Source organism: Croceimicrobium sp., from assembly GCF_965228705.1.
Lineage (GTDB): Bacteria > Bacteroidota > Bacteroidia > Flavobacteriales > Schleiferiaceae > Croceimicrobium.
Map to the genome: position 1 here is coordinate 574,649 of NZ_OZ245832.1, position 20,313 is coordinate 594,961.

Annotated in this window: 19 protein-coding genes; 6 read left to right on the forward strand and 13 right to left on the reverse strand. The window is 45.6% G+C overall.

Going from position 1 to position 20,313, the window contains the following annotated elements; genetic code table 11:
• Positions 1-45 precede the first annotated feature (45 nt).
• Both ACO05P_RS02430 and hutI read right to left on the reverse strand, forming a co-directional pair.
• Positions 46-1,071, reverse strand: coding sequence for a formimidoylglutamase (locus ACO05P_RS02430; protein WP_421753198.1), 1,026 nt, complete (start codon positions 1,069-1,071; stop codon positions 46-48).
• On the reverse strand, positions 1,068-2,306 hold the full coding sequence (hutI, locus tag ACO05P_RS02435; RefSeq protein WP_421753199.1) for an imidazolonepropionase: 1,239 nt from the start codon (positions 2,304-2,306) through the stop codon (positions 1,068-1,070). The genes ACO05P_RS02430 and hutI overlap by 4 nt, the downstream gene beginning before the upstream one ends.
• Positions 2,307-2,394: 88 nt before the next feature.
• On the opposite strand from hutI, the gene ACO05P_RS02440 reads away from it, so the two are divergent.
• The 5 genes from ACO05P_RS02440 to ACO05P_RS02460 are packed head-to-tail and all read left to right on the forward strand — an operon-like array spanning position 2,395 to position 8,641.
• A complete protein-coding gene (locus tag ACO05P_RS02440; protein ID WP_421753200.1) occupies positions 2,395-4,479 on the forward strand; it encodes a hypothetical protein in 2,085 nt (694 codons plus the stop codon).
• Positions 4,476-5,735: a hypothetical protein gene (locus ACO05P_RS02445; protein WP_421753201.1), complete on the forward strand. Its 1,260-nt coding sequence runs from the start codon at positions 4,476-4,478 to the stop codon at positions 5,733-5,735. The genes ACO05P_RS02440 and ACO05P_RS02445 overlap by 4 nt, the downstream gene beginning before the upstream one ends.
• Complete coding sequence (locus ACO05P_RS02450) at positions 5,735-7,351, forward strand: ABC transporter substrate-binding protein (RefSeq protein ID WP_421753202.1); 1,617 nt, start codon at positions 5,735-5,737, stop codon at positions 7,349-7,351. Before ACO05P_RS02445 ends, ACO05P_RS02450 begins: the two co-directional genes overlap by 1 nt.
• Before the next feature lie 11 nt (positions 7,352-7,362).
• On the forward strand, positions 7,363-8,022 hold the full coding sequence (locus ACO05P_RS02455; RefSeq protein ID WP_421753203.1) for a spermidine synthase: 660 nt from the start codon (positions 7,363-7,365) through the stop codon (positions 8,020-8,022).
• Positions 8,023-8,032: 10 nt separating this feature from the next.
• Positions 8,033-8,641 (forward strand): hypothetical protein, encoded by a 609-nt coding sequence (locus ACO05P_RS02460; protein ID WP_421753204.1) that lies wholly within the window; start codon positions 8,033-8,035, stop codon positions 8,639-8,641.
• Here ACO05P_RS02460 and nhaC read toward each other — a convergent pair.
• Genes nhaC through ACO05P_RS02485 form a run of 5 tightly spaced genes read right to left on the reverse strand, consistent with a single transcriptional unit; the run spans position 8,638 to position 12,882 of the window.
• A complete protein-coding gene (gene nhaC / locus ACO05P_RS02465) occupies positions 8,638-10,080 on the reverse strand; it encodes a Na+/H+ antiporter NhaC (protein WP_421753205.1) in 1,443 nt (480 codons plus the stop codon). The genes ACO05P_RS02460 and nhaC overlap by 4 nt on opposite strands.
• Before the next feature lie 43 nt (positions 10,081-10,123).
• Complete coding sequence (locus ACO05P_RS02470; protein ID WP_421753206.1) at positions 10,124-10,705, reverse strand: Maf family nucleotide pyrophosphatase; 582 nt, start codon at positions 10,703-10,705, stop codon at positions 10,124-10,126.
• A complete protein-coding gene (locus ACO05P_RS02475) occupies positions 10,696-11,586 on the reverse strand; it encodes a geranylgeranylglycerol-phosphate geranylgeranyltransferase (RefSeq protein ID WP_421753207.1) in 891 nt (296 codons plus the stop codon). Before ACO05P_RS02475 ends, ACO05P_RS02470 begins: the two co-directional genes overlap by 10 nt.
• Before the next feature lie 35 nt (positions 11,587-11,621).
• Positions 11,622-12,155: a KdsC family phosphatase gene (locus ACO05P_RS02480; protein WP_421753208.1), complete on the reverse strand. Its 534-nt coding sequence runs from the start codon at positions 12,153-12,155 to the stop codon at positions 11,622-11,624.
• Positions 12,139-12,882 (reverse strand): Rossmann-like and DUF2520 domain-containing protein, encoded by a 744-nt coding sequence (locus tag ACO05P_RS02485; protein WP_421753209.1) that lies wholly within the window; start codon positions 12,880-12,882, stop codon positions 12,139-12,141. The genes ACO05P_RS02480 and ACO05P_RS02485 overlap by 17 nt, the downstream gene beginning before the upstream one ends.
• Before the next feature lie 80 nt (positions 12,883-12,962).
• On the opposite strand from ACO05P_RS02485, the gene ACO05P_RS02490 reads away from it, so the two are divergent.
• Positions 12,963-14,903, forward strand: a complete 1,941-nt coding sequence (locus ACO05P_RS02490; protein ID WP_421753210.1) for a gliding motility-associated C-terminal domain-containing protein — start codon at positions 12,963-12,965, stop codon at positions 14,901-14,903.
• On the opposite strand, the gene ccsA (ACO05P_RS02495) is transcribed toward ACO05P_RS02490, so the two are convergent.
• From ccsA (ACO05P_RS02495) to ACO05P_RS02520, 6 genes are read right to left on the reverse strand one after another with little or no spacing between them, the layout of a single operon-like run.
• On the reverse strand, positions 14,900-17,314 hold the full coding sequence (gene ccsA / locus ACO05P_RS02495) for a cytochrome c biogenesis protein CcsA (protein ID WP_421753211.1): 2,415 nt from the start codon (positions 17,312-17,314) through the stop codon (positions 14,900-14,902). The two genes, ACO05P_RS02490 and ccsA (ACO05P_RS02495), sit on opposite strands and share 4 nt — an antisense overlap.
• A gap of 8 nt (positions 17,315-17,322) precedes the next feature.
• On the reverse strand, positions 17,323-17,724 hold the full coding sequence (locus tag ACO05P_RS02500; RefSeq protein ID WP_421753212.1) for a cytochrome c maturation protein CcmE: 402 nt from the start codon (positions 17,722-17,724) through the stop codon (positions 17,323-17,325).
• Positions 17,721-17,927 carry a CcmD family protein gene (locus ACO05P_RS02505; protein ID WP_421753213.1) on the reverse strand — a complete coding sequence of 69 codons (207 nt, stop codon included), beginning with the start codon at positions 17,925-17,927 and terminating at the stop codon, positions 17,721-17,723. The genes ACO05P_RS02500 and ACO05P_RS02505 overlap by 4 nt, the downstream gene beginning before the upstream one ends.
• The gene (ccsA, locus tag ACO05P_RS02510) at positions 17,911-18,567 is read right to left on the reverse strand and encodes a cytochrome c biogenesis protein CcsA (protein ID WP_421753214.1); all 657 of its coding nucleotides are present in this window, start codon (positions 18,565-18,567) and stop codon (positions 17,911-17,913) included. The genes ACO05P_RS02505 and ccsA (ACO05P_RS02510) overlap by 17 nt, the downstream gene beginning before the upstream one ends.
• A gap of 8 nt (positions 18,568-18,575) precedes the next feature.
• On the reverse strand, positions 18,576-19,229 hold the full coding sequence (locus ACO05P_RS02515; protein ID WP_421753215.1) for a heme exporter protein CcmB: 654 nt from the start codon (positions 19,227-19,229) through the stop codon (positions 18,576-18,578).
• Between the two features lie 48 nt (positions 19,230-19,277).
• A complete protein-coding gene (locus ACO05P_RS02520; RefSeq protein WP_421753216.1) occupies positions 19,278-20,312 on the reverse strand; it encodes a hypothetical protein in 1,035 nt (344 codons plus the stop codon).
• Position 20,313 lies beyond the last annotated feature (1 nt).

Genomic DNA, 20,313 nt, shown 5'->3' on the forward strand with positions numbered 1-20,313 from the left:
GAATATTTAAAGGCCTTGTTTTTCGGAACAGGGCCTTTTTTGTTTTTAGGCTTCCGCCTGATGCGACTTAATGAAATCGGTGATTAAATAGACCATGGCTTTAGCGCTGAGTTCTGCTTCGGTGGCATTAGTGGCTAGTTCTGGTGCTCCTTCTGCTAAATGAAAGTAGTAGGGACTGGCTAAGGCAGCGGCCGTTTTTACTAGTGTGCGAGCCTGGCGCATGGTAAAACCGCTGGCATTTAAGGCACTCACCGGAAAGGCAGTAATGCTATCCATATCCAATTCCAAACCAATGGGGCCGGGACCTAACCAGCGCAAGGCATCCTTAAACAAACGATCGCGCTCATCTGTACTAAAGGTTAAAAGCTCATCGTAGGTGAGATAATACAAATCAGCAGAAGCTCTGAATTTCTCAAGGATATCTTGATTGTTGTAGGATTCATGCATGCCAAAAACCGCATAACGACCCAAATATCCTTCTTCGCGAGCATAGCTAAAGCCATTGCCACTATGGCGACCTTCCAGGGCTCGGTAATCGGCATGAGGATCAATATTCAAAACATCGATATCTGATTTGCGGGCTTGGGAAATCCCCTTAATAATGCCGTAAGAGTTATTATGTCCACCGCCAATCACAATGGGGACTTTTCCTTCCTTGGCAATAGCTTCGATCAAGCTTGAAACGCTATCATCAATTTGTGCCGTAATCTCACGCATTCGCATTAGATCCTGCTCTCGATTTTGATCGAGATTGCGCACTTCATCCATCAAGTCCTTAAATTCCAAAATAGGACCCAGAGCTACATTAGAGGCATCCAGGAAACGATTCACTTGAATATTACAAAGGGGGGAGAGCAAGTACTGGAAGGTCTGTGCACATCCGGCTTTCCCTAAATTGGCACGCACCCCAATGTCTTCCATTATACCCACAATCACAAAGCGGAAATCTTTGGATTTTAAACCTTCTAGACTGCTAATAAGCTGCACCGCCTCACCAAATTTACTTTCGCCTTTACGGGGAAAGGTATGGTCTCGGAGTTGGTGGCTTTCTAAAAATCGTAAATGCTTCATAATTTCTTTTCGCCTTTAAGGTAGAGGTCCATAATTAAATTATGCCCAAAGTGATAGGGGATGGAAGCTAAACTAAAACCAGGAGGCAGAGTAATAAAGTTAGCCCATTTTCCGCGTTCCAAGCTGCCAATTTCATCACTCATTTCAATGGCCGCGGCACCATTCAGGGTAGCAGCTACCAAAGCTTCTTCAGTGCTCAGCTTCATTTGGGTGCAGGCCAGGCTCATCATTAAAGCCATATTGCCTCCAGGCGCAGAGCCAGGATTAAAGTCGGTAGCCAAGGCTAAAATTCCGCCTTCATCAATTAAGGCGCGACCCGGAGCATAGGGAATATCTAAAAAGAGGCTGCAACCGGGCAAGGCGGTGGCAATAGTTTGACTGTCGGCCAGGTAGCTAATTTCCTTAGGGCTCATCACTTCTAAATGATCTAAAGAAAGTGCACCTAAATCCACCATGGCTTCTATGGCGCCCAGGCTATTGAACTGGTTTACATGCACCTTGGCACTTAAACCATAGGCCTTCGCCGCTTCTAAAATTCGTAGACTTTGATCGAGATCGAAATAGCCTTTCTCACAGAAAACATCCACATAATCGGCTAAAGATTCCTCCGCTACAGCCGGTAACATTTCATCAATTACCAAATTCACATAGCCTTCTTGATCGCCTTTAAATTTCTCTGGAATAGCATGAGCACCTAAAAAAGTACTCTTGATATCCAGACCCGACTTTTCCCTTAACTGACGGATGATGCGCAGCATTTTAAGCTCGCTTTCCGTACTTAGGCCATATCCACTTTTAATTTCCAGGGCACCAGTTCCCATGCGCATTAAATCCTGCAAGCGATGATAGGCTCCGTGTAAAAGGGCTTCTTCTGGTGCTTCGGCTAATTTGCGGGCCGAGTTTAAGATTCCTCCGCCAGCAGCGGCAATCTCGGCATAAGATTTACCAGACAGGCGCATGGCAAATTCATCTTCGCGATTGGCGGCGTAAACTAAGTGGGTATGACTATCTACAAAGGCGGGTAAAACCAATTTTCCTTGCAGGTCAATGGATTCATCATAACGCTCGCAGCCCGGAGCTTTACCACTCCCTAAGTCGATAATTTTCCCATTTTCAACCAGCATCCAACCCTTATCCAGGATGGGCATTTCCGACATTTCAGAACCGCGTTTGTACAAACGACCCTGATCTTCAATTTGAATGATTTGGGAGCTATTATGATAGAGGATGGTCATTGCTAAAATTTAGCTGCGAAGATACCAAAGCCTAAGCGGAGCTCTCAAGGCTAGGGTGCATTTTGTAAATTGCCACAAAATAAAGCCCTTGAAGAACTTTACCCTACTCTGTTTTTTAATTGGACTTGGGGTTCTGGTTGGCTGCAGGCCTGAAATTCAGCCGGCAGATTGGGAGGTAGATGCCCTGGTTCCCATTTTAAAAACGCGAGTAGATATTCGCGATTTAACCGATTTAGATTCCACTCTGCAAAGTAGTGCCGATGGGCAGCTGCAAATTGTCCTACGCGAGAACCTGGCCAGTTTAAAGCCCGGCGAAATTGCCCCTCCTTTTAATGAGGAGTTTGAGAATACGGCCAAATTGCAAAACATTACCCTGGGCGCTCGTACCATTCACAATCGAATTTCCTTAGGGCAAATCGCCATGCAAATGGGCTTGCAAGGAGCCTTATTGGTTGCGGCCAATGGAACTCAGCAGAATATTCCTCCTATTTCCAATGTAGGGCCCAGCAATTTTAATATCGATGCCACAGATTATTTCCAAAGTATGATTTTGCGAAATGGCTGGTTGGTCCTGCGCATCCAAAATAATTTCCCCATTGATATTACCAACCTTCAGTATGGTATCCAAAATGTAAATGCCGGTTCTTATATCGTGCAAAACACCTTGGCTAGTTTGCCAAGTGGAGCCGTGCATTACGACTCTATTCAATTGATTAATAATTTCTTGATAGAAGGAAATCTTCAAGCTTCTTTAATTAATTTGGATTCGCCCGGAAGTGGCAGTGGTACTGTATTGGTCGATACTTCCGATGCTTTGGATTTACAGGTAACCTTGGATAAACTGGATCCGGTTTCGGCCACGGCCGTATTCCCGGCTCAGGATTTATTTAATGAAACAGGGGAGGCCTTTATTTATCCGCCTTCGGCCTTATTGACTTCTGTGCATGTTTCCGAAGGAGATATTTATATGGATGCCTATAGCACCATCAACGATAGTATCAACCTCTCCTATATCTTACCCGGCGCTACCAATAATGGTAGCATCCTTCAGTTTTTGCGAGTGATTCCCGCCGCAGCCAATGGGCAGGTGGTAAATGAATACGTGGAAATTCCGGTTCGTAACTATACCCTCGACCTTCAAGGAATGCCTAATTCGGCCAATATTCACAATACCTTCTACACCACCTTTATTGGCAGTATAGATAGTACCGGCCGCATTATTAGCCTCTCCTTACAAGACAGTGTTTATGTAAAAACCGGAATTAAAAATCTGATTGCCGACCGTGGTTATGGCTTCTTGGGATATGATACCATTATTGGTGATGATCAGGTGGAATTGGAATCGGTTTCTGAATTCTTTTCAGGTAGTATCGAATTGGATGATGTGCAATTGCAGCTAGAGATAGAAAACTATATTGGGGCTCCCTTCAATTTTAAGATTCTGAATTTAAGCTCCCGCAATGATGATCAAACGCGCAACTTAACCTGGAATCAGTTAGCCTATAATTTTAATCTGGATCGAGCTACCGAGCCTAGTCCTGGTGCACTACCTGTTCCCGGTAGACTGACCGTGAATTTGGATAAGAACAGCAGTAATATTCAGGATTTGGTCGAAATTTTCCCTACGCATATGGACTTTGCCATGGAGGCCTATATGAATGGCTCTACACCCAGTCCCATTTTTGATCAGTTCTTAAATACCAATTATGGAATCGAAGCCAATTTACAGGCGGTAATTCCCTTGCATTTAAGCTTGAATGATATTGCCCTCCAGGATACCATGGATTTCGAATATATCTCCGTAGATAAGGACTGGCGCATGAAAGGTGGCGATTTGATTTTGAAGGCCGAGAATTCTTTTCCCTTTCAGGCCAATGTAGATATCGTACTCTTTAATAATGGCGGTATTCCTATCGATACCCTTTTTAGTTCGGATGCCGTTGCAGCGGCCGATGTGGATGCTAATCAACGGAGTGTTGGACCTAAATCCAGCACCGTGAAATACAGCATTCAGGGTTCCAAGCTTCGTTCTTTACAGAATACCCACTTCATGATTTTTAAAACCAGCTTCAATACTGATCCGCAAAGTGGAATGGTAAAGATTTATTCAGATAATTACCTGGATTTACAATTGATAGCTGACTTCCGCTTATCTACTGACAAAGGAGGATGAAAAAGAGTTTAATTCTATTGCTTCTGGGCTTGGGCCTATCCCTGCAAGCGCAAACCGATAGCAGCCAGAAGGACCTAAATATTCAAATTCCAGCCCGCTTTAAATACCTGCAAAGGCCCTATTTAGAAATGAGTACAGTGCAAGGTGGGGCTAGTATGCAGTGGTCTACTGCACAATTGTTAGAGTTCTTTTACGGTGACTTTGTGGATGATTCCGAAAAGGCGGAAATGATGTCGGCCGCCTCTGGCGATGGCCTCAGTTTGGGCTCCATTCAAAGTTGGGATTTTCGATTGGCCTTCGAAAGGGAAAAAACAGAAGCCTATAAGGCCCCTTATTTGGATAGGCCTCAGAATGCCATTTTTATCTATAATCGTTCTTATAATAGTCTGGCAATGAGTCCGGACCTTGTACGACTCTTTCTCTATGGGAATCGTGCTACCGCAGGAGAGGCCCAAGATATCAGTGATTTTAATTATCAATCCTGGTTTTACTCTGGCATCGGTTATCAATACAGTTTTTTAATCGATACCCTCCCGGTTTCAGTAGGCTTATCGCTGGTGTCGATGCATACCTTAGATGACCACAGTACCGGGCAAGCTAGCTTAACTACCGCGCCGGATGGTTCTAATATCGACTTTGCCGGAGCCTATCATTTTGGACAGAGTGGAGCTACTACCGCCTATTCCATTAATGGTTGGGGTTTAGCTTTAAATCTAGAAACTCACGAGCGCTTCGGTAATCATGAATTTAGTTTGGCGGCCTATGATTTAGGTGCGGTTAATATGCCGGATTGGCTGCAGATTGATCGCGATTCGAGCTTTAGCTTCGAGGGTATCAATTTGGGGAACCTCTTTGATCTATCAGAAGGTTCCTTCAACAACTTAATCGACTCCCTATCTGATGGAGTGGTTGGAGGCAGTAGAGCTGCCAAATGGAAAATGCTCCCCTTTAGACTGCAATTCAATTATCGCTATCATTTTAAGAAGCAATTTGCTTATGCGGATCTGGAGTATATACATTTACCCAATTGGATTCCCAGAACAGCGGTAGGATACGGCTATCGCTGGAAGAAGTTTAAGGTCAATACCGGTCTGGCCTATGGCGGATTTAATGGTCTTTCCTGGGATTTAGGTTTAGACTGGAAAATCAACCGACACTGGCATATGCAAGGAGGACTGAGCAATTTATTTGGCCTGGCCTTACCAAGCTGGTCGGGAGGAACGATTGGCAATTATCGATTACGCTACACTTTTTAATGCGCAAAGCATCAATCATAATTTTCGCTCTGATTTTAGGCGCTTGTGGCGGACCACCGGAGCGTGACCTTAATACGGTTTTCCGCTATAATGAAGCGGCGGGAATCAGTAGTTTGGATCCGGCCTTTGCCAGGAATCAAGCTAATATTTGGGCTTGCCATCAGTTGTTTAACGGCCTGGTGCGCATGGACGATCAATTACAAGTACAAGCCGATTTAGCCGAATCTTGGGAAGTCTTGGACAGCGGTCGCTTGTATCGTTTTCAGCTCCGCCCCAATGTCTATTTCCATCCCAATGCCTGCTTTGGGGAAGATAGTACCCGAGAGCTTAAAGCCTCCGATGTACTGTATTCCCTCAACCGTTTGCGTGATCCACAATTAGCGGCCCCCGGCTCATGGGTTTTGAATTTAGTGGATTCGATTAAGGTAAATGGTGACTATCAAATTGATATTCATCTGCAAAAGCCTTTTGCTCCCTTCTTAGGTATTCTAAGCATGAAGTATTGCTCAGTGGTACCTCAGGAAGCCATTGCCTATTATGGATCAGAGTTTAGTCAGCATCCGGTAGGAACCGGCCCTTTCTATTTTAAGATTTGGCTGGAAAATGAAAAGCTGGTTCTGAGAAAGAACAAAGCCTATTATCAGAAGGATGAAGAAGGAAATTCTTTGCCCTATCTGGAAGCGGTGGCGGTAGACTTTATTAGCGATAAGCAAAGTGCCTTTTTGGAATTTCTAAAGGGCAATTTGGATTTCCTCTCTGGCTTGGATGCTTCCTATAAAGATGAGTTATTGAGTCCGGAAGGTGAATTGCGCGCCAAATATCAGGAGGGCTTTAGCCTATATCGTCAGCCTTATCTCAATACGGAGTATTTAGCCTTTTTAATGGACCCCAAAGCGGGCTTGCCAGAAACGCAGTACTGGCAAATCAAAGAATTACGTCAGGCCTTGAATTACTGTTTCGACCGTCGTAAGATGATGCGCTTCCTTCGCAATAATGTGGGCACTGCTGCCGAGCAAGGGATGATTCCCAAAGGATTGCCGGCCTATGACTCTAGCGCTAATTATGGTTATAGCTATCAACCGGAGAAGGTGGATTCCTTATTGGCAGCGGCGGGTTATCCGGGAGGTAAAGGCTTACCCGAATTGCGATTGCAAACCAATAGTTCCTATTTGGATTTATGTGAATACCTGCAAGGCGAAGCGGCCAAAAGAGGAATTCGGATTAAAGTGGAGCTAAATCCACCCAGTACCTTAAGACAGGCGATGGCCACTGGCAAGAGTCCATTTTTCCGCGCCAGTTGGATTGCTGACTATCCCGATGCGGAAAACTATCTCTCGCTTTTTTACAGCCCTAATCAGGCACCCAATGGACCTAATTACAGTCGCTATAGCAGCGCTACTTTCGATTCATTATATGAAGCCGCTTCACGCACTGCCAATGATAGCTTGCGCATAAAGCTCTATCAGCAAATGGATTCACTGGTGATGGATGAGGCCCCCATTATTCCGCTTTACTACGATCAGGTATTGCGCTTTTACCCCAATAGCATAGAAGGTTTGGGAGGCAATGCCTTAAACCTATTGGATTTGAGTAGGGTGCGGAAAAAGTCTCACTAATATTTCTATCCATGAAGAAGAACTGGAGATATTGGTTGAGTTTTCTTTGGCCTTTACGAAAGAGCTATTCCTCTGAATTAAGCGGGCGACTGGAGTTAAACTATATCGATGGGCAAGTGATGCTCGATTCTCCGGAAGCGAATTATTCCTTTGGTTCCTTGCAGGAAATTCTCGAGCGTGGATTGGAGCATATCGATTTAACATCAGTCCAAAGGGTATTGCTTTTAGGTTTAGGAGGAGGGAGCGTAGTCGAATCCCTGCGTACAAAATTTGATTTTCAAGGCGAGATAGATGCAGTGGAGCTCGATCCCGTGGCTATTGCTATTGCTTGCCGCGAATTTGGAATTTGTGCGGATTCCAGGCTCAAGATCCATCAGGCGGATGCCCTGGCCTTTATGCAGCAAAACTCAATGACCTACGATTTAGTGATTTGCGATCTTTTTATCGATCGAAATATACCCGCACAGTTTCTGACTGCCGACTGGGCTCAATTACTCATAAAAGGACTCAGTAACCAAGGCCAAATTTTGATTAATCTGGGCATCCAATTAATGCCGGAAGCAGCGGAATATGAATTTTACCATGCCCTGCAAGCAGCCGGCGATTTGCATTGGACACGGATGGAGAAGGTGAAGGAAACCAATACTTTAGTTATCGGTAAGAAGCAATAAAAAGAACCTTATGATAATCTGGGGAATTCGCAAGTATAGTATTTATACAGATATAGATCACGGTATTCAATGCCCGCATTGTTCTGATAAGGAAGAAGGGGTAGAGCTTGAAGTGAGCAGGAAACATTTGCGCATCTTTTGGATTCCTACTCTTGCTTTTAGAAAGAAGCTCAGCCTAAGATGCTTGAATTGTGGAAGCAAGATTAAACTTAAAAGTCTGCGAGATTCGGAACAAGTGCGTTTGATGAATTTAAAAGGGAAACATCGGGCCCCGCTATGGCAGTTCAGTGGCTTATTTGTTTTGGCGATTTTCATCGCGATAATGATACCGGTGATTCAAAATTCAAATGCCGCCGATTTGGAAAAAATCAAGAATCCGGAAATGGGTTATTACCTGCGCTATAGAGTGCCAGGTGGTGGCTATTCCAGCTATTATATAGAATCGGTATCGAAGGATACGGTGCTGCTGCGCCCCTTAGAATTAAGTTCTCGAAAAATGACCAGGCTCTATCAAATTGAGAAGCTGGAAAATCACTCAGACAGCTTAATTTATTGGTCTAAAAGCGATTTGCTGCAGGAGTATACCGATGGCAGTATTTATGGTATTCGTGTCGATTAAGCCGCTTCTTTTGGCGCTACCAAGCGACGAATCTTATAACCTATTCCCGCTACAATTAAGGTCATAATGGGGCTAAGGTAATTGAAGACCGCATAAGGTGCATAGGCCGCGGTATCTACTCCTAAAACGCCACTTTGATAGGCACCACAGGTATTCCAGGGAATAAGTACCGAGGTTACGGTGCCACTGTCTTCCAGGGTTCGACTGAGGTTTTCGGGCGCTAAGCCTTGTTTTTTATAGGCATCGGCATACATGCGACCGGGGATTACAATAGCCAGGTATTGATCGCTGGCCGTAAAATTCACCACAAAGCTGGTGGCGAAGGTGGTGGCAATCAGGGAGAATACCCCTTTGGCCAGGCGTAATAGGGCAGCCGATAAACTCTGTAAAAAACCACAGGCCTCCATGGCACCCCCAAAGATCATAGCGGCAATAATCAACCAAACAGTATTGAGCATGCCCGCCATACCCGATGAATTTAGGAGTTCCACCAAAATGGAATGTTGGGCAGGAATGCTCACATCTACGGTTAAAGCATTCATTAGAATTTTATAGATCTCCTTTGCGCTATTGGAATCGGCCAGAGATACCAGTAAATCGTATTGGAATATTAATGCAGCCAATAAGCCTGCTAAGGCACCAATTAAGATAGCGGGGAGGGCCGGCATTTTACGCACAATTAAAACAATAACTAAGGCTGGCACCAGAAAGAGCCAGGGACTTAAATTAAAGGTTTGCTCCAGTTCCAATAAGAGGGGATCAATCTCGGCAATGCTACCCTGTCCATCCTGCATAAAACCCATAATAGCAAAGGCAATCAGGGCAATGGTAAAGGATGGAATAGTGGTATACAGCATGTACTTAATATGGGTGAAGAGATCGGTACCAGCCATAGCTGGTGCTAGATTGGTGGTATCAGACAAGGGAGAGAGCTTATCGCCAAAATAAGCACCGGAAACTACGGCCCCGGCAACCATGGCTTCGTTCATTCCCAGGGCCTGACCAATACCAATCAGGGCAATACCTACCGTAGCACTGGTACCCCAACTACTGCCGGTAGCCAGGGAGATTAAGGCACAGATAATAGCGGTGGCGGGAAGGAAAATTCCGGGACTCAGAATTTTTAAACCGTAATAAATCATGGCCGGAATAACCCCGCTAATCATCCAGGCGCCAGCGAGGGAGCCAATCAACAAGAGGATAATTAAGGCTCCGGTGGTGGATTTTATCGAATGGGCAATGCCTTCAATAAGATCATCGAAACTGGTACCGCGTATAATTCCAATTAGGCCGGCCACGGCACCACTGAGAATCAGGATCATTTGGTTGGATCCGTCCAATGCAGAATCGCCAAAAACCCCCAGCACATTTATAGCCAGTAAACTGATAAGAAAGAGAATGGGGATGAGGGCGAGTCCGAGAGGCGCTTTTTGATCCATAGTGCGTATTAAGGCCGGCCATAATACGAAAAAAGCGGCATTCTTAAGAGCGCTCTTTCAGGTAGTTTACGATTCGATGGCTGGGTAGACCCATAACCGTAAAAAAGGAACCTTCAATAGCTTCAATGGCGGCCAGGCCAATCCACTCCTGAATACCATAGGCACCGGCCTTATCATAGGGTTTATAAGTATCTACATAGTATTCCATTTCCGCTTGATCCATCACGCGGAAGCGTACTTTGCAGATATCCGAAAACACCGTTTTCCCTTCGGGGGCAATGCAGCAAACTCCGGTAATAACCTCGTGCTCACCCCCGGAGAGGGCGGCTAACATGGCCAAAGCTTCTTCGCGATTGGCGGCTTTTCCCAGCGATTGTCCCTTATTCCAAACTACGGTATCGGAGCAAATCAATATTTCGTGGGCTTGCCTTTCGGCAGATAAGACATCAGCTTTGGCTTCGGCTAAAAACTCTGCGATGGCTCCGGCCTTAAGTTCGGCTGGATATACTTCTTCCAAATCCGCTTTACACTGCCGGAAGCTAAGTCCCAGATCCTTTAGTAATTGCGCCCTGCGTGGTGATTGCGATCCCAGTAAAATGGGGCTTTCTTGCCATTTTAAGGCCATTGATACAATAATGAAAGGGTGAAGAAAGGCATGCTAAGGATGCCCAAAAGCATCACAATTTTTGTGAAGCTACTAATGCGATGAAAGTCCGAGGCAACACTGGCACGCATCAGGCGAAAGCCTATAAAAACCAATGGTAATGCCACCGCCAGTAGGATATAAAGTGCAGAGCTTAAATTCCCGCCCATGCTTAACAAATCCTGAGCGTACCAAATAATAGGGGCTAAGGCAATGGCAATTAAAACGATGAGCACAGCTTTTAATCCGCGCTCAGGCATAATGATGGCCAGGGTTTGATAGCCAGCCATGGTATCGCCCTTGCGATCTTCCATATCTTTTACGATTTCTCGAATCAGCGTAAGCCAAAAGGCAAAGGCCGCATAGTACATTAAGACCCGAAATCCTTGTTGTACCATTTCAGCGTTTTCTTCGGTAGCCGCTGGAAGAAGATCAAAAACAGCCACCAAAAACACGGGCATGGCGCTAAGTAGCGAAACCAATATATTTCCGATTAAAGGACGTTTCTTAAAATTGGTAGCATAAAGGTAGAGCAGCAGAGAGGCCAGGGGTGCAATAAGCCAAAGGCCTTCCAATGCTACCTGATGAGCTAAAAAATAGGCACACACTGCAGCCAGAATCACCGAGCTAAAATAGAGGTACCAGGCCCTATCTTCACTTATGCCCTTGCCAATAGTAATGCGTTTGGGTTTATTGGTGGTATCCGTTTCCAGATCGAAAAGATCGTTTACGATATAACCACCGGCCGCTAAAAGTACTGAGCAGAGAACCCCCAAAGCATAATACCAATGATCCAGGGCATGGGGCATATTAAGGGCTTCGGTAAAGCTAAAGCGGATGAGGTATTGAATAAATACGATCATCAGCAAATTGGGCCAACGTATCAGTCGAAGAATTTTTACCATCTAAAATCGTCTTCCAGCATCCAGTTATCCTGCACCTTGAGGCATTGTTCAATCACATCGCGAGCACAGCCATCGCCGCCTAAATGGGGCGAAACATAATCTACCAATTGGCGGACCTCGGGCACTCCATTTTGGGGGCAGCAAGCTACACCAGCTTCCTTGAGAACGGGAATATCCGGAATATCGTCTCCCATATAAAGGATGTTCTCCGGCTGCAAGCCTTCATGCTCATAGACCGCTAAAAAGTCGTTCCAAGCTTCCAACTTATGGGGGATACTCATGTAAATATCGGTTAGGCCTAAGCCTTGTAGTCGGGTTTTAATGCCCGCGCAGGAACCACCGGAAATGAGGCCCACTTTATAACCTTTGCGAACGGCCAGTTGGATGGCATAACTGTCTTTGCTATTGAGATTGCGGATGGGTTTGCCATCCTGACCAATGGCCAGGTTTCCACTATTCAGAACGCCGTCCATATCGAAGATAAAGGCTTTAATAGGGTGGAGGAGTTCCTTATAATTTTTCTTCATTGCTCTTTTGAATGAGGGTACTAAGCTTTTGATAAAGGTCTGCAAGTTCCGGATTTTCCAAGAGTTCCTGGTGGGCCATAATGGTGCTTTGATCACCACGTACCGCCGGACCGGTTTGTTGGAGTAAAGGATCTTTGCTATTCAGGCTATTAACCTGCTGTGCTAAAAGGGGTTTAAGAATTTTAAAGTCGATATCAACTTTAGTAAGTTCTTGCCAGGCCCAATGGTAGAGGAAATTGCTGAAATTATGGCTAATGACCGCCGCCAGATGTAATTGCTTGCGCTTTTTACTGTTGATCTCATAATAGGTGAGCTCCAAAGCCTGGGCCCAGCTTTTCAAATCCCGGAGGGTCGTATCAGCCGAAGCTTCTAAACAAAAGGGAATAGTTTTAATATCTAAATCGCTGTGGGCCTGTAAGCTCATTAAGGGGTAGAAAATGCCACGATTAGGATGGCGACTATCCAGGGCTTCTAAAGGAACCGTACCCGAACTATGGGCTATAATGCCTTTTTGGGCCGGTATACATTTGGTGAGCTCCGCAATGTTTCGATCGGCAATACAGATAATACAGAGGTCGGAATCATCACCTAATTCACTGAGCTTTTTTTGAGAAGCAGATTTAGGATTTCGCGCGTAAACACTCACATCCAGGCCCATTTTGGCAAAGGCCTTCGCCAGGAATGTGCCTACCTTTCCGTTTCCAATGATGGCGATTTTGTGAATCATAGCTCAAAAGTACGCATTGGACGGGGCTCTTCCTCACGCTTAAAAATAATCCTATCTTCACGATCCCTAACCCTGCCTAAATGAAGTTATTAGAACGTACCGGATTTCTATTGGTCCTGTTGCTGCTCTCTGTCAGCTCTTTAAAAGCCGCTCACCTTATTGGTGGCGAAATCACCTATAGTTGTCAGGGGAATAATCTTTATACCGTTTCCTTGCGCGTTTACCGCGATTGTGCCGGCGGTGGTGCCGCCTTTGATGGCAATGCCAATGTGGCCATTTACGATATTAATAATCAATTGATTCGCACCTTATCCATTCCCCGCGGTCAAATTATTTCTTTGAATAATAGTCTTTCCAGTGATCCCTGTGTTTCGGTGCCTGCTAACCTTTGTGTCGAGTATGCCGATTATGTGGATACGGTTACTTTGCCGCCAGTAGTTGGAGGCTATACCATAGTGCATCAGCGTTGTTGCCGCAATGCCATTATTGGTAATGTGAATAATCCCGGGAGTTTTGGAAATACCTATTCCATTCGTGTCCCCAGCATGGATACCACCTGTAACAGTGCTCCGCATATTGTGAGTCCACCTGATAATGTGCTCTGCTTAAACCGTCCGGCGACTATCAATTTACAAGTAACAGAGGCTGATGGCGATTCGATTAGCTATGATCTTTGCCAGATTTTTGCCGGTGGGGGTAATGCCGGGGGCGGTGGGGGCAATTGCTTTGCAGTAGTTCCTAATCCTCCTTGTCCTCCTCCTTTCACCCCTTTAACTTTTGCTTCGCCTCAAACCTTTGCGAATCCCATTCCGGCTTCCACCAATTTTACTATTAACCCGCGCACCGGGCAGCTGCGCGGTACGGCGAATCAAATTGGAGTTTATGTGGCCGGTATTTGTATTACCGAATGGCGCGATGGACAAATACTAAGCACCGTGCGCCTCGATTATCAATTTGCGGTAACCCAGTGTACTCAGAATGTAATTAGCGATATGCGCACGCCCCTTGAAGATCCTACCATATTATGCGATGGGCTGACGGTACAATTTGAAAGCGAAACCAATAATCCCAATGGTTTGCTTTGGAATTTCGGAGACCTCAATACGAATAGAGATACCAGTAGCCTGGCCAACCCCACTTATACCTATCCGGCACCGGGAACCTATTACGTTACCCTTATTGCCAATCCGGGAGAAACTTGCAGCGATACCACCTTTGCACCTTTTAAAGTAACGGAACCGGTACAGGCCGACTTTTTATGGGATGGGGTGCCCTGCTACGAAGTGCAAGGTTTGCGATTTGAAGCAACCGGAACCAATATTAAACCCAATACCCGCTATGAATGGGAATTTGGTGCCGATGCTTTGATTCCTACGGTTAGCGGTCGGAATGCCTTTGGAATAAGCTGGACTCAGCCCGGTCCTAAGCCGGTGAAATTGACCTTATACTGGGATAGTTGCTCCCAGGAAGTTGTGGACACCATAGACATTGTGCGCGGTAATGTATTTGCCGAGGCCGGTCCGGATACCGCCATTGAGCGGGGTTCTGAATTGCGCTTGCATGCTAATTACGGCGCCGATTATTATTGGTATGCCAGCAGTCCGATTGAAATTGATAATCCCTTTTCGCGTAATCCAACTTTTCGTTTCAGGGAGCGCGATGATACGGTGATGGTCTATTTGATTTTAACCGACCAATACGGATGTAAGGGCAAAGATTCGCTTTGGGTTTATATCAGTGATGATTTGGACGCTGCCGTCTATAATATCATTACCCCTAATGGAGATGGCATCAATGACTTTTTCGATATCAGCTATATCAATCCTTCCGGCAATTGCGGTCTGCATATCATGAATCGCTGGGGAGCAGAGGTATATAGCGACGATGCCTACAGTAATGATTGGTTTGGTACCGATCAGGATGGCAATCCCTTACCGGATGGCACTTATTACTATGTGGTGCAATGCGGAGTGGAAGTACGTTCCACCGGACCGATTACCATTAACCGCTTTTACGACTAAGATCGTTTTATCCGTTGCCAAACGGCGATAAAGCTGCCCACAACCATCAGGATCGATCCCATCCAAAGGATATTGATCATGGGGAAAACGATGGCCTTTTGCACGATATAAGGCTTTTCAATTGGATCCACTTTGGTCCAGGCGCGAATCTGAATTTCGTTCTTATCCGGATCTACATCCTCAAAGCGAAATTTGAAGCCTTGCATCGCTAATACTGTATCGCGGAATTCCTTAAAATCGTTTTCTACCACAAAGGCAGGTTGAATGGGGAATTCGGTGCCCATAGGATTGATTAACCTTAGATGTGCCGTGAGCTTACCGGCTAATATTTCCTGGCGTTCTTCATTACCTACGAAATTGGCCAGGGTACTGTCGAGCACCACGAAATGACCTTCGTAAATGGCAGTGTCTCCCTTACCTAAACTTACTTCTGCCTCATTGCCAAAACCATCGGGGCTGGCCACTTCCAATTCGGAGGAATAGGTGATGTGGGTATAAATGTCGTAATTCCAATAATGCTTGGTATCCGGATTGGGATTGGGCCCCATTTGATCACTAAACTGTAGGAAGGGTCTCAGTTGGAAGAGTGGCTCGCTATCCCCGGGATTATTGAAGTAGGATACTTTGTAAAACTGTTTTTGGCCTTCCATTTCCACGCCTTCGTAAACGCCGGTATAGGGACCCAGTTTTAAACTGTCGCCTTGCAACATTTGGATATTCTCATTAGCCGCCTGATTCTCGGTGAAAACCTGACTGCGACTAATCACCTGCTTGCGTCCATTGGAGATAAGGGCACCTACCAAGATAAGGGCGAAACCGATATGAGCCACCGAACTACCGGCAAAGCTCCAATTAGCTTTTCCGGAAATGAGCCAATACCAAAGGTTGGAGAATACCGCAAAAATTCCGCTGTAGAGCAAAGCTAAATAGAGGGGCTCCGACCAGAGATAATAGACCTGTGCGGTATAGGAAGCCAGAGCAATGCTGAGGATTAAAGAAATGCTAATGCCGCGCCAGAATACCTTACTGGAGGTTTTGCCATAGCGTAGGAATTGACCAATGGCCATTAAGATGGCGATCACCAAAGCAAAGGGCAATTGCCAGCTGTGGTAATGGGCAATAGGATCTAAGTGGGGCGCCTTGTTTTCGCTGAGGATGGGAATTAAACCTTCGGGGCCAATCAGTTTATTGATCACCGGTAGCGAGGTGCTAAAAATGATTTGGAAGGCGGAGATAAAAAGAATCAGGCTACCAATAAACATCCAGAATTCGCGGGAGCTCAGATCATCATCGCTCTTGCTTTTAGGGATCTTTTTATAGCGCCATAGGAAAAGACCCAGGGCCAAGACACTGAAAAAGAGGAGGTAGATTAATAGCTGACCACTCAGGCCTAAATCCACAAAGGAGTGCACGGAGGAATCGCCTAAAATTCCGCTGCGGGTAAGGAAGGTAGAATAGAGGATAAGGATAAAGCTGAGCAGGCTCATGATAAAAGCAGCACTGAGGCCCGCGCGCTTATTGCGGTAAATCAATAATAGGTGGGCTGCACCGGTCATAACTATCCAGGGCACCAAGGATGAATTTTCTACCGGGTCCCAGGCCCAGAATCCGCCAAAGCTTAAAGCTTCGTAAGCCCAGGCACCTCCCATTAAAATACCTAGACCTAAAATGCCCACACTAAAGAAAGCCCAGGGCAGGGCAGGTTTTACCCAGGATTTAAAATCGCCTTTAATTAAGGCCGCCATGGCCAAGGCAAAGGGAACCAAGGTAGAGGCAAAGCCCAGGAAGAGGGTAGGTGGATGAATGGTCATCCAATAGTTTTGGAGCAAGGGATTTAATCCGGTACCATCCATAAAGGCAGGAAAGCGCTCCAGGTAATTCGCTAATTGCGTCCAGGGTAGTCCGATATTTTCGGCGGTTTCCCGCATCAATACAAAAGGACTGCTGCCAATTTTTAAGCCTAAAGGGTAAACCCCTAAAACCATGGAAGCGATAAAAGCCTGCACGGCTGAGAAGACCATCATGCTGTGGTTTTCCCAATCCTTGGCCTTAATCATCAGGATGAGACCTAAAAGGGCATTCCAAAAAAGCCACAGGATAAAGCTGCCTTCCTGACCTTCCCAAAAAGCACTAAAAACAAAGCGGGGTTCCAGGTTTAGGGAGGAGTGCTTCCAAACGTAATCGTATTCGAAATAATGGTTGAGCAATAAGTAAAAGAGGCTCAAAACAATGCCAAGGGTGGCAAGGCTATGCAAGCCAAAGGAATAACGGGCAATTTTGCGGTAGCCGGCATTTTCGTTGCGGGCATTAAGGTAGTAGGCGACCATCGCCACCAAGGCACTTACAAAAGCCGTACTAACAGAAAGGCGGCCGATAAAGCCGGGGAGGAGGTGTTCGCCAATGTATTCCATCCAAAAGCTTAATTCACGTAGCTGTTTTGATTTCCAGCCATTTCATTCTTTTCATTGTACTTGCTGGGGCACTTCATCAGAATTTCTTCAGCGATAAAAGCGCTGTCGGTAGCGAAGCCTTTCATGGTAATTTCTTCACTACGCTCAAAATCCTGAGGCTTGGGCTGATGGTAGATCACTTTTTGCTTGGAGCCATTTTTATCTATGGCTCCAAAGCTGAAGCGATTGGCCTGCGCATCGTAATTCATGGCGGCCTCCTTATCCAAATAGCCAATTACCGTGTATTTGGTACCGGGATTTCTTTCGGCTTGTTCAAAGTTTACATAGGTAGAAGCATCACCCAGGCTCACCATAATGGCGCCCATGGCTACGGCAATAATTATGATGAGCGCAATATGCGTACGTTTCATAAGGACTTTTTCAGTTTGTTGATCTTACGGTCGAGGTGAACTAAATAGAACACCACTCCCAGGAAAATGATCGACATAATAGCTACGACCACATAGATCTTTCCGTTGGAGCGAAAGAACTCGGCCATTTCCGGTTTTGCATTTTGCGCCTGCAGGAAGAAGGGCAAAAGAAAGACTGCCAGAAGATTAATTTTCTTGCGCATAATTCAATTTTTGGATGCGAATACTAAGGGAGCTAATCCAAAGTCCCATGAGCATCCAGCCTACAACGGCCGGATAAAAGACCCTTCGCATATTATCGTCTAAATCGTATTCATTAAAACCGGGATTGCCGCCCATACCGGGATGCAGACTGTCGGTAATGCGAGGAAGTATGCCAATAAAGACAATCATCATCACAAAGGCGAAAATATTGTAGACCCCCGCCAGGCGACTGCGTTTATGCGGATCTTCCACGGAATTCCGCAGAATGAAATAGGCTAAATAGGTAAGAATGGTCACCGCGGTACCCTGCAATTTGGGATCATTGGTCCAAAAGGCACCCCAGGTAAAGCGGGCCCAGACCATTCCGGTTGTAAGGCCTAAAAGGGCGAGCAGAAATGCGGTCCGCGCGAATTGCTCCGCATAGATATCCCATTTAAGATTTCCCCTTAAGGTTTTAATGCTGTAAATAAGGCTGAGCAAGAGCATCAGAATCATAGAAAACCACATGGGAACGTGGAAATACAAAACCCGAATGGTTTCATTGAGCACATTTAAAGCCGGAACCGGACCGAGTAGTCCTTGAATAATGGAATAGAGCACTAATGCTACGCCAATCGCTTTCCACCAAATGCCTTTCATAGCCGATTTTAATCGCGCCAAAGGTAGGGAAATAAGAGGAAGGCCAATAGGAGCGAGACCAATGCCAGTAAGGCGATAACTAGAATCAATCGGGCATTTATTTCCCAGTCAAATCCGGTTAAACTGCGCTCACTTAAATGGCTTAAAGTGAGGATTTGAGGGTAGAGCAGGGGGATGCTCAGAATGGCGGGTAGAGCCGGATTATTTCCCGCTTTGGCTGATATACCCGCCACTAAAGTGAGGATGGCGCTAAAGCCGAGGGCAGATAAACTCAAAATCGTAATAAAGGCCCAGGGATCTTTGATGGGAAAGCCAGCAAAGAAGCCAAAAACGGCGGTGGTGCAAAGGGCTAAAATCCAGAGGTAGATAAAGTTATAGGCGATTTTCCCGAGGATAAGATGCTCCGGTTTTAGCCAGCCATAATAAAGTAGAAAGCGTTGATCGGCCTCATAGCTAAAACTACGGTAGGCGGCTTGCACGGCGGCAAAGAGAAAGATGACCCAGAAAAAGGCATTCCAGCTTTGCACGGATAATTGCTCCTTAAAAACCAGATTACTGAGGTAAACGGTAGAAAGCACATAGATCAAGAGGGAAAAATAGGAGCGGCGCTCCGACCATTCCAGTTTAAAATTGAGGACTACAATCTTGCTAATGCTTTTCATGAAGGGCAAAGGTAAGGTGCTAAGGCTTGCCTTCAGTGCTACTTTGACTTAGTCCATGCTGAATTGCTGGAACTCAGTATTCCAAATATGCTCAGTGAAGCCCCTTTTATCATCATCAAAGGCAGCTATCGAATCCGTGTGGAATTTGCGAATGAGCCTATTGGAAGCTGAAATTAAGCGGATACAGGATTGCTCATTTCCTGCCGCATCGCAACAGTCGGCCGAAATCCTGGCGAATTCCTGACAGTGATAATCACTCACTTTAAATAGTACACTTTCCCAATTTATATCTGCGCAGCCCGTAGCAGCATAAGAGTAGAAATAGGGATAGCCAAGCTTTAGCAATTTGGGCTCAGGGAATTTTTCGAAAGCTTCTACACGATGGTATTGGCCCAATTGGGTATCGTAGAGGTAAAGATCAGCCCAAATTGAATTTTGGATTTGCCAAATAAGCAGGTCTGGATAGTGGTCCTGATTGATATCTTCTATGGAAAGCTGGTGAAGGATTCCATCAATGGAAAGCATTAGTCGGTCATTCTGGTTTTTTAGAATGCGGAGGTATTCCTGCTTATCCTTTTTAAGGAAGGAAAGCTGAAAGGAATCCTCCCTAATAACATAGCTACTATCCCATAAGACTTCTGTTTGGGGAAGGACGATTTTAAAACTATCATATCGAAAAACCCTTGCGGCCTCGGGCTTTTGGGAAGTGGGCTTTTCATAATCACGCGATATACCTGGGTGCTGATAAAAGCTTCCATAAAAGCGAATGGCTTGCTGGGAATTTTGGAGGGAATCCGGCAAAAGATTTTGCGCTGAGGCCGCTTCAATAAAAAGACAATTTTCTGCCTGGATTTCTTCATTTTCAGTTTTGGGAAACTTCGTTACTTCCAGCCAATTGGCACAGGCGCAGGCCCAAAAGATATAGCTGAGATCCAGACTGTCTTTTTCTTCTTCCAATTGATAGCTGTAGTCCAGAATTGTTATAGGACCTTCTTCCATATTTTTCAAGATATGCCAGCCCATCCCGCTTAAAAGCAGTAGAATCACCAAAATTGAAAAGATGCGTTTTCGGCTTATGGCCATG